This window comes from Streptomyces sp. NPDC014676, assembly GCF_043084105.1.
Classification (GTDB): domain Bacteria; phylum Actinomycetota; class Actinomycetes; order Streptomycetales; family Streptomycetaceae; genus Streptomyces.
In genome coordinates, this window is record NZ_JBIBZI010000035.1 from 1 (window position 1) to 9,835 (window position 9,835).

Here is a 9,835-nt window from a genome sequence, read left to right on the forward strand (position 1 = left end):
GTGTGGGCGTTCGCGGTGGGCTGGGCGCTGCTGGCCGGCGTGATCGGCTTCGTGTACTTCTGGAAGGCAGAGGAGAAATACGGCCGTGGCTGACACCACCGACGAGAAGGTCCCCACGGTCATCGCGGACGACCTGCACATCGTCTACCGCGTCAACGGCGCGAAGACCGGCAAGGGCAGCGCCACGGCGGCGCTCAGCCGCATCGTCAAGCGGGGCGAGGAGCGGGGCGTGCGCAAGGTGCACGCCGTGCGCGGGGTCTCCTTCGTGGCGTACCGGGGCGAGGCGATCGGGCTCATCGGCTCCAACGGCTCGGGCAAGTCGACCCTGCTGCGGGCCATCGCCGGCCTGCTGCCCGCCGAGCGGGGCAAGGTCTACACCGACGGCCAGCCCTCCCTGCTCGGCGTCAACGCCGCCCTGATGAACGACCTGACGGGCGAACGGAACATCATATTGGGCGGACTCGCCATGGGGATGTCCCGCGAGCAGATCAAGGCCCGCTACCAGGAGATCGTCGACTTCTCCGGCATCAACGAGAAGGGCGACTTCATCACTCTGCCGATGCGCACCTACTCCTCCGGCATGGCGGCCCGGCTGCGCTTCTCCATCGCCGCCGCCAAGGACCACGACGTCCTGATGATCGACGAGGCGCTGGCCACCGGCGACCGCAAGTTCCAGAAGCGCTCCGAGGCCCGCATCCGGGAGCTGCGCAAGCAGGCCGGCACGGTGTTCCTGGTCAGCCACAACAACAAGTCGATCCGCGACACCTGCGACCGCGTGCTCTGGTTGGAACGCGGTGAGCTGCGCATGGACGGCCCCACCGACGAGGTGCTCAGGGAGTACGAGAAGTTCACGGGGAAATAGCCCGGTGCCAGGAGGGCCCCGCCGGAACTGTCCGGCGGGGCCCGGCGTCTGCAAAGAGGACGTCAACTCCGGCCGCCCGGTGGAATCTTGACCCCGATCGGCGTGTTGTCGTGGTGCGCGGAGACCCCCGTCGTCACGCGCCGTGGTGCACAACGTAAGCTGTACCGGTCCCGAAAGGCGGCAATCAGGGCCATAATGCCCGACACCATCCAACGGTGCCGTATGGCGGAAGCCTCGGCGGCGTGTCCGAAATAGTATGCATTGGGTCGGCAGTGTAGAACGGGAGATGTGACGGCAATGGCTACGGAGACTCCCCGGCTGAACGCAGCGTGTGCCGTCCCCGCCCACGGCAGTCCGCGATGACGTCCGTGTCCGCGGCGCGTGCCGTCGACCCCGAGCGCGCCACCCTCGACAAGGCCGCCGCCGAGAACTTCCCCGTGGCCCCCTTCTTCCTGCCCCGGCCCTGGCGCGACGACCTCATGGCGGTGTACGGGTTCGCTCGTCTGGTCGACGACATCGGAGACGGTGACCTGGCCCCCGGCGGCACCGACGCCCGCCTCCTCGGGGTGACCGGGAAGGACGCCGAGGACCGGCTGGTACTGCTGGACGCCTTCGAGGCGGACCTGCGCCGGGTGTTCGACCCGGCGGGCCCCGGACCGCGCCATCCGCTGCTGCGCCGGCTCCGCCCGACGGTCCGCCGCCGCGGACTGACCCCCGAGCCCTTCCTCGGCCTGATCGCCGCCAACCGTCAGGACCAGCTCGTCAAGCGGTACGAGACCTACGACGACCTGCTCGCCTACTGCGAACTGTCGGCCAACCCGGTCGGCCGTCTGGTCCTCGCCGTCACCGGCACCTCGACACCCGAGCGGGTCCGCCGCTCCGACGACATCTGTACCGCCCTCCAGATCGTCGAACACCTCCAGGACGTCGCCGAGGACCTCGGCCGCGACCGCATCTACCTGCCCGCCACGGACATGAAACGTTTCCACGTCCAGGAGGCGGACCTCGCCGCGCCCAGCGCCGGCGCATCGGTGCGCGCACTGGTCGCGTACCAGGCGGAACGCGCCCTCGGACTGCTGAATGAAGGCTCCCCCCTCGTGGGTAGCGTCCACGGCAGGCTCAGGCTGCTGCTCGCGGGGTTCGTGGCGGGAGGAAGGGCGGCCCTCCACGCGATCGCCGCCGCCGAATACGACGTACTTCCCGGCCCGCCCAAGCCCGGCAAGGTCCAGTTGCTGCGCGAGGCGGGCGTGACTCTGCGAGGAAAGGGGTGATCCGGACCGTGGAGTCGCAACCACCCGCGTCCGCACCGGTACTCGCCGCCTACAGCTACTGCGAGACCGTCACCGGACAGCAGGCACGCAACTTCGCCTACGGCATCCGGCTGCTGCCGACGCCCAAGCGGCGCGCGATGTCGGCGCTGTACGCGTTCTCCCGGCGCGTCGACGACATCGGCGACGGCCCGCTGGCGAACGACGTCAAGGTGGCCCGGCTGGAGGACACGAGGGCGCTGCTCACCCGGATCCGCGACGGCGCGGTCGAGGAGGACGACACCGACCCGGTCGCGGTCGCCCTCGCCCACGCCGCCGAGCACTTCCCGATCCCGCTCGGCGGCCTGGACGAACTCATCGACGGCGTCCAGATGGACACGCGCGGGGAGACCTACGAGACCTGGGACGACCTCAAGGTCTACTGCCGCTGCGTCGCGGGCGCCATCGGGCGGCTCTCGCTCGGCGTGTTCGGCACCGAACCGGGCGCGCGCGGCGCCGAACGCGCACCCGAGTACGCCGACACCCTCGGCCTCGCCCTCCAGCTCACCAACATCCTCCGCGACGTCCGCGAGGACGCCGAGGGCGGGCGCACCTATCTGCCCGCCGACGACCTCGCCAAGTTCGGCTGCTCGGCCGGGTTCGACGGGCCCACGCCACCGGAGGGCTCCGACTTCGCGGGCCTGGTCCACTTCGAAGTGCGCAGGGCCCGCGCCCTGTTCGCCGAGGGGTACCGGCTGCTCCCCCTGCTCGACCGGCGCAGCGGTGCCTGCGTCGCCGCCATGGCCGGCATCTACCGCCGGCTCCTGGACCGCATCGAGCGCGACCCCGGGGCGGTGCTGCGCGGCCGGGTCTCCCTGCCCGGACGTGAGAAGGCGTACGTCGCGGTGCGCGGCCTGTCCGGCCTGGACACCCGGCACGTGACCCGGCGCACCGTCAGGAGGCGTGCCTGATGGGCACCCCGCACCCCGGCGGAAAACGGCGGGCAACCCTCCGCCGCGACGCCGCGTCCCAGACTGAGACGGCCGGTCCCGCACCGTTCGAGCGGCGCACCGGCCGGGCAGGGGAGGGCGCATGAGCCACGGCACACGCTCCGCGGGGCCGCGCACGGACGACCCCGTTCCGGCGGGACGGCACGCCGTCGTCGTCGGCGGCGGGCTCGCCGGCGTCACCGCCGCGCTGGCGCTCGCCGACGCCGGGGTGGGCGTCACCCTGCTCGAAGGCCGGCCGCGTCTGGGCGGACTCGCCTTCTCCTTCCGGCGCGGCGACCTGACCGTCGACAACGGCCAGCACGTGTACCTGCGTTGCTGCACCGCCTACCGCTGGTTCCTCGACCGGATCGACGGAGCCGCGCTGGCACCGCTGCAGGACCGCCTCGACGTGCCCGTCCTCGACGCCGCCCGCCCCGAGGGGCGGCGGCTCGGCAGGCTGCGGCGCGACGCACTGCCCGTTCCCCTGCATCTGGGGCGCGGCCTCGCCACGTATCCGCACCTGTCGCTCGCCGACCGGGCCAGGGTCGGCCGGGCCGCGCTCGCGCTGAAGGGGCTCGACCTCGCCGATCCGGCCCTGGACACCCAGGACTTCGGAAGCTGGCTGACCGCGCACGGCCAGTCGGCGCGCGCCGTCGAGGCCCTGTGGGACCTGGTCGGGGTCGCCACCCTCAACGCGGTCGCGGGCGACACGTCCCTGTCGCTCGCCGCGATGGTGTTCAAGACCGGTCTGCTGTCCGACCCCGCGGCGGCCGACATCGGCTGGGCCCGGGTGCCGCTGGGGGAACTGCACGACCGGCTCGCCCGCAAGGCGCTCGACTCCGCGGGCGTGCGTACCGAGGTCCGTACCCGGGTCACCTCCGTCTCCGCGAACGGGAACGGGGGATGGAGCGTCCGGGTTCCCGGCGAGACGGTCCACGCCGACGCGGTCGTCCTCGCCGTACCGCAGCGCGAGGCGTACGACCTGCTGCCCGCGGGTGCGCTCGACGCCCCCGAACGGCTGCTCGACATCGGCACCGCCCCGATCCTCAACGTGCACGTCGTCTACGACCGCAAGGTGCTCGCCCGGCCCTTCTTCGCCGCCCTCGGCACCCCCGTGCAGTGGGTCTTCGACCGCACCGACGCCTCCGGGCTGAAGCGCGGCCAGTACCTGGCGCTGTCCCAGTCGGTCGCCCACGACGACATCGATCAGCCGGTCGCCGTACTGCGCGAGCGGTACCTGCCCGAACTGGAGCGGCTGCTGCCGCGCACCCGCGACGCCCGGGTCGAGGACTTCTTCGTCACCCGGGAGCGCACCGCCACGTTCGCTCCCGCCCCCGGCGTCGGACGCCTCAGGCCCGGCGCCCGCACCAAGGCACCCGGCCTGTACCTGGCCGGAGCGTGGACCGCCACCGGGTGGCCCGCGACCATGGAGAGTGCGGTCCGCAGCGGCGTCGGCGCGGCGGACGCCGCGCTGAGCGCCCTCGGCCGGCCCCGCCCCCGCCACCTCTTCGCCCTGGAGGAGGCGGCGTACTCCACCTTCCCGGGGGACACCCCCCGGACCCCCGGCCACCACCCGGAGGACGCCGGTGTCGCACTGCGAGGTGGGCCCGGTGAAGGCTGACGAACGCGGCGCGGCAGGTCCCCGCACCCCCGGTACCGCAACAAGAGGAGAGACTGTGCCCCCTGTGCCCCCGGCCTCGCAGGCCGCTCGAAGGACCGCGGTGGACGTGTCCGCGCTCCTGGAGCGCGGGCGGACCCTGGCCACACCGGTACTGCGGGCGGCCGTCGACCGCCTGGCACCTCCCATGGACACGGTCGCCGCCTACCACTTCGGCTGGATCGACGCCCACGGCCGCCCCGCGGACGGCGACGGCGGCAAGGCCGTGCGCCCCGCCCTGGCCGTGCTGTCCGCCGAGGTCACCGGCGCCGCCCCCGAGACCGGCGTCCCCGGCGCGGTCGCCGTCGAACTGGTCCACAACTTCTCCCTCCTGCACGACGACCTGATGGACGGCGACGAACAGCGCCGGCACCGCGACACCGTCTGGAAGGTGCACGGCCCCGCCCAGGCCATCCTGGTCGGCGACGCCCTGTTCGCCCTGGCCAACGAGGTGCTGCTGGAGCTCGGCACCGTCGAGGCGGGCCGCGCCACCCGCCGGCTGACCACCGCCAGCCGCGCCCTCATCGACGGCCAGGCCCAGGACATCTCCTACGAGCACCGCGACCGCGTCAGCGTCGAGGAGTGCCTGGAGATGGAGGGCAACAAGACCGGTGCCCTGCTCGCCTGCGCCAGCTCCATCGGCGCGGTGCTCGGCGGCGCGGACGACCGCACCGCCGACGCGCTGGAGCGGTACGGCTACCACCTCGGCCTCGCCTTCCAGGCCGTCGACGACCTCCTCGGCATCTGGGGCGACCCGGAGGCCACCGGCAAGCAGACCTGGAGCGACCTGCGCCAGCGCAAGAAGTCCCTGCCGGTCGTGGCCGCGCTCGCGGCGGGCGGCCCCGCCTCCGAGCGGCTCGGCGAGATCCTCGCCGCCGACGCCAAGAGCAGCGACTTCGCGACCTTCTCCGAGGAGGAGTTCGCGGCCCGTGCCGCCCTCATCGAAGAGGCCGGCGGTCGTGACTGGACCGCCGAAGAGGCACGCCGTCAGCACACCGTCGCCATCGAGGCCCTGCACGCCGTGGACATGCCCGACCCGGTGCGGGAACGGTTCACGGCGCTCGCGGACTTCGTCGTCGTACGAAAGAGATGATCACTATCGGTCGAATAGCCCTCGCGTAGTCGCCGGCCGGTGACCGGGGAGAACGGCACCGGCCGACGGCGGACCCACAGCAGACACCACTCGCAGGACTGCACGAAGGGGAAGCCATGACAGCGACGACCGACGGAAGCACCGGGGCGGCCCTGCCGCCCGCGGTGGCCGCGGCCAGCGAAAACGACACCGACATCCCCGAGGCGGCCGGGGTTCCCGACATCGCCGCCCGCGCCATGCGGCGCGCCACCGACTTCCTGCTGTCCCGGCAGGACGACCAGGGCTGGTGGAAGGGCGACCTCGAGACCAACGTCACGATGGACGCCGAGGACCTGCTGCTGCGTCAGTTCCTCGGCATCCGCGACGAGGACACCACCCGCGCCGCCGCCCTGTTCGTCCGCGGCGAGCAGCGCGAGGACGGCACCTGGGCCACCTTCCACGGCGGACCCGGCGACCTCTCCGCCACCATCGAGGCGTACGTCGCGCTGCGGCTGGCCGGCGATCCGCCCGACGCCCCGCACATGGCGAGAGCCTCCGCCTGGATCCGCGAGCGGGGCGGCATCGCCGCCTCCCGCGTCTTCACCCGGATCTGGCTGGCCCTGTTCGGCTGGTGGAAGTGGGAGGACCTGCCCGAACTCCCGCCCGAGCTGATCTGGTTCCCGTCCTGGGTGCCGCTCAACATCTACGACTTCGGCTGCTGGGCCCGGCAGACCATCGTGCCGCTGACGATCGTCTCCGCCAAACGGCCGGTGCGCCCCGCCCCGTTCCCGCTGGACGAGCTGCACACCGACCCGGACAGGCCCAGCCCTCCCCGGCCGCTGGCCCCGGCGAGAAGCTGGGACGGCGTCTTCCAGCGGCTGGACAGGGCCCTGCACACGCTGCGCGGAGCCGTCCCGCGCCGGCTGCGCGGGGCGGCCATGAACACCGCCGCCCGCTGGATCATCGAACGGCAGGAGAACGACGGCTGCTGGGGCGGCATCCAGCCCCCGGCGGTGTACTCGATCATCGCGCTGCACCTGCTCGGATACGACCTGAACCACCCGGTGATGCGTGCGGGCCTGGAGTCACTGGACCGGTTCGCCGTGTGGCGCGAGGACGGGGCCCGGATGATCGAGGCCTGCCAGTCCCCGGTGTGGGACACCTGCCTCGCCACCATCGCGCTGGCCGACGCGGGCCTGCCCGCCGACCACCCGCAACTGGTCAAGGCCGCCGACTGGATGCTCGGCGAACAGATCGTGCGGCCCGGCGACTGGTCCGTACGCCGGCCCCATCTGCCGCCCGGTGGCTGGGCGTTCGAGTTCCACAACGACAACTACCCCGACATCGACGACACCGCCGAGGTGGTCCTCGCGCTGCGCCGGGTCAGGCACCACGACCCCGAGCGGATGGACAACGCGATCGGGCGCGGGGTGCGCTGGAGCCTCGGCATGCAGTCGAAGAACGGCGCCTGGGGCGCCTTCGACGTCGACAACACCAGCCCGTTCCCCAACCGGCTGCCGTTCTGCGACTTCGGCGAGGTCATCGACCCGCCGTCGGCCGACGTCACCGCGCACGTCGTGGAGATGCTCGCGGTCGAGGGCCTCGCCCACGACCCGCGCACCCGGCGCGGCATCCAGTGGCTGCTCGCCGAACAGGAGCCCGACGGCTCCTGGTTCGGCCGCTGGGGCGTCAACTACCTCTACGGCACCGGCTCCGTGGTCCCCGCGCTGGCCGCGGCCGGGTTCCCCGCCTCGCACCCGGCGATCCGGCGGGCCGTGGCCTGGCTGGAGAAGGTGCAGAACGACGACGGCGGCTGGGGCGAGGACCTGCGCTCCTACCGCTACGTCAGGGAATGGAGCGGTAAAGGCGCCTCCACCGCCTCGCAGACCGCCTGGGCGCTGATGGCGCTGCTCGCGGCGGGGGAGCGGGAGTCCAAGGCCGTCGAACGCGGTATCGAGTGGTTGGTGTCCACCCAGCGTGAGGACGGCTCCTGGGACGAGCCGTACTTCACCGGCACCGGCTTCCCCTGGGACTTCTCCATCAACTACCACCTCTACCGGCAGGTCTTCCCGCTCACCGCGCTCGGCCGGTACGTGCACGGGGAGCCGTTCACCGGGAAACCGGCCGCGGCGAAGACCGGGGCCGGGCCCGGACAGACGCTCGCCGAGGCGAAGGGAAGCTGATGAGCCCCCAGCCCGCCCCGGCCCCGCTGCTGATCGCCTGCGCGCTCGGCATCGAGCAGTTCGCCCTGCGCAGGCGCGAGCGGGGCACCTGGGGCGGGCCGGTCACCGTCCTGCGCACGGGCATGGGGCCGGCGGCGGCCGAACGCTCCGTCACCCGGATACTCGCCGGCCAGGACCTGAACCGGGCGGCCGTCCTCGCCACGGGCTTCTGCGCCGGCCTCGCCCCCGGCATGCACCCCGGCGACCTGGTCGTCGCCGAGGAGACCCGGGACCCGCGCGGCAGCGTCCCGTGCGCGGGGACCGAACTGCTGGTGAAGGAGCTGGGGCGCGCGGTGCCCGGACGCACCGTCCACACCGGGCCGCTCACCGGCTCCGACCACGTCGTCCGCGGTCACGAACGGTCCGCTCTGCGCGCGACCGGCGCGATCGCGGTCGACATGGAATCCGCCGCCACGCTCCTGAGCGCCGTCCGGGTGGGCGAGCGCCCGGTTGCGGCCGTCCGGGTGGTCGTGGACGCTCCTGAACACGAACTCGTCCGGATCGGCACGGTACGCGGTGGAATATCGGCTTTCCGTGTTCTCCGGTCCGTACTCCCGGCTTTCCGAGAATGGCACCGTTCCCTGCCGCTCCCCAGGAGGTGAGCCAGATGGCCATGCCGCTGCGTCAGTCCATCAAGGTCGCTACATACTTGGCCGAACAGAAGCTCCGCAGGCGGGACAAGTTCCCGCTGATCGTCGAACTGGAACCGCTCTTCGCCTGCAATCTCAAGTGCGAGGGGTGCGGCAAGATCCAGCACCCGGCCGGGGTGCTCAAGCAGCGGATGCCCGTCGCCCAGGCCGTCGGCGCGGTGCTGGAGTCCGGGGCGCCCATGGTGTCGATCGCCGGCGGCGAACCCCTGATGCACCCGCAGATCGACGAGATCGTGCGCCAGCTGGTGGCCCGGCGCAAGTATGTCTTCCTGTGCACCAACGCCATGCTGCTGCGCAAGAAGATGGACAAGTTCACTCCGTCGCCGTATTTCGCGTTCGCCGTGCACATCGACGGGCTGCGCGAGCGCCACGACGAGTCGGTGGCGAAGGAGGGGGTGTTCGACGAGGCCGTGGCGGCCATCAAGGAGGCCAAACGGCGCGGCTTCCGGGTCACCACCAACTCGACCTTCTTCAACACCGACACCCCGCAGACCATCGTCGAGGTGCTCAACTACCTCAACGACGACCTGGGGGTCGACGAGATGATGATCTCGCCCGCCTACGCCTACGAGAAGGCCCCCGACCAGGAGCACTTCCTGGGCGTGGAGCAGACCCGGGAGCTGTTCAGGAAGGCCTTCGCGGGCGGCAACCGGCGCCGCTGGCGGCTGAACCACTCCCCGCTGTTCCTGGACTTCCTGGAGGGCAAGGTCGACTTCCCGTGCACCGCGTGGGCGATCCCCAACTACTCCCTCTTCGGCTGGCAGCGCCCCTGCTACCTGATGAGCGACGGCTATGTGCCGACGTACCGGGAGCTGATCGAGGACACCGACTGGGACAAGTACGGCCGCGGCAAGGACCCGCGCTGCGCCAACTGCATGGCGCACTGCGGCTACGAGCCCACCGCAGTCCTCGCCACCATGGGATCTTTGAAGGAGTCGCTGCGCGCCATGCGTGAGACGGTCTCCGGGAACAGGGAGTGAGGCCATGACCGCTGTCTCCCTCGGCATCCCCGGGATGCCCCTGCCGCAGCTCGCCGAGCGCCGGAAGAGCCGGCAGATCCAGGTCGGATCCGTGGCGGTGGGCGGGGACGCCCCGGTGTCCGTGCAGTCGATGACGACGACGCGCACGTCCGACAT

Annotated in this window: 9 protein-coding genes and 2 pseudogenes; all 11 read left to right on the top strand. The window is 72.1% G+C overall.

Translation table 11 applies throughout. The features are described from left to right. Positions 1-93: pseudogene (locus ACF1DX_RS38665) on the top strand (ABC transporter permease); the annotation flags it as partial. Continuing rightward, a complete protein-coding gene (locus ACF1DX_RS38670) occupies positions 86-862 on the top strand; it encodes an ABC transporter ATP-binding protein (RefSeq protein ID WP_391795825.1) in 777 nt (258 codons plus the stop codon). The pseudogene ACF1DX_RS38665 and the gene ACF1DX_RS38670, both read left to right, overlap by 8 nt. A gap of 359 nt (positions 863-1,221) precedes the next feature. Beyond that, positions 1,222-2,133, top strand: a complete 912-nt coding sequence (hpnC, locus tag ACF1DX_RS38675) for a squalene synthase HpnC (RefSeq protein WP_391795826.1) — start codon at positions 1,222-1,224, stop codon at positions 2,131-2,133. Continuing rightward, positions 2,130-3,080, top strand: a complete 951-nt coding sequence (gene hpnD / locus ACF1DX_RS38680) for a presqualene diphosphate synthase HpnD (protein WP_391795827.1) — start codon at positions 2,130-2,132, stop codon at positions 3,078-3,080. The genes hpnC and hpnD overlap by 4 nt, the downstream gene beginning before the upstream one ends. Further along, positions 3,080-3,205: a DUF6380 family protein gene (locus ACF1DX_RS38685; protein WP_391795828.1), complete on the top strand. Its 126-nt coding sequence runs from the start codon at positions 3,080-3,082 to the stop codon at positions 3,203-3,205. The genes hpnD and ACF1DX_RS38685 overlap by 1 nt, the downstream gene beginning before the upstream one ends. Further along, complete coding sequence (gene hpnE / locus ACF1DX_RS38690) at positions 3,202-4,719, top strand: hydroxysqualene dehydroxylase HpnE (protein WP_391795829.1); 1,518 nt, start codon at positions 3,202-3,204, stop codon at positions 4,717-4,719. Before ACF1DX_RS38685 ends, hpnE begins: the two co-directional genes overlap by 4 nt. Before the next feature lie 64 nt (positions 4,720-4,783). Then, positions 4,784-5,848 carry a polyprenyl synthetase family protein gene (locus tag ACF1DX_RS38695; protein WP_391795832.1) on the top strand — a complete coding sequence of 355 codons (1,065 nt, stop codon included), beginning with the start codon at positions 4,784-4,786 and terminating at the stop codon, positions 5,846-5,848. Positions 5,849-5,964: 116 nt separating this feature from the next. Continuing rightward, positions 5,965-8,010 (top strand): squalene--hopene cyclase, encoded by a 2,046-nt coding sequence (gene shc, locus ACF1DX_RS38700; protein ID WP_391795830.1) that lies wholly within the window; start codon positions 5,965-5,967, stop codon positions 8,008-8,010. Further along, positions 8,010-8,651, top strand: coding sequence for a 1-hydroxy-2-methyl-2-butenyl 4-diphosphate reductase (locus ACF1DX_RS38705; RefSeq protein WP_391795831.1), 642 nt, complete (start codon positions 8,010-8,012; stop codon positions 8,649-8,651). Before shc ends, ACF1DX_RS38705 begins: the two co-directional genes overlap by 1 nt. A gap of 5 nt (positions 8,652-8,656) precedes the next feature. Next, a complete protein-coding gene (hpnH, locus tag ACF1DX_RS38710; RefSeq protein ID WP_030872743.1) occupies positions 8,657-9,679 on the top strand; it encodes an adenosyl-hopene transferase HpnH in 1,023 nt (340 codons plus the stop codon). Between the two features lie 4 nt (positions 9,680-9,683). Next, positions 9,684-9,835, top strand: a pseudogene (locus ACF1DX_RS38715) (4-hydroxy-3-methylbut-2-en-1-yl diphosphate synthase); the annotation flags it as partial.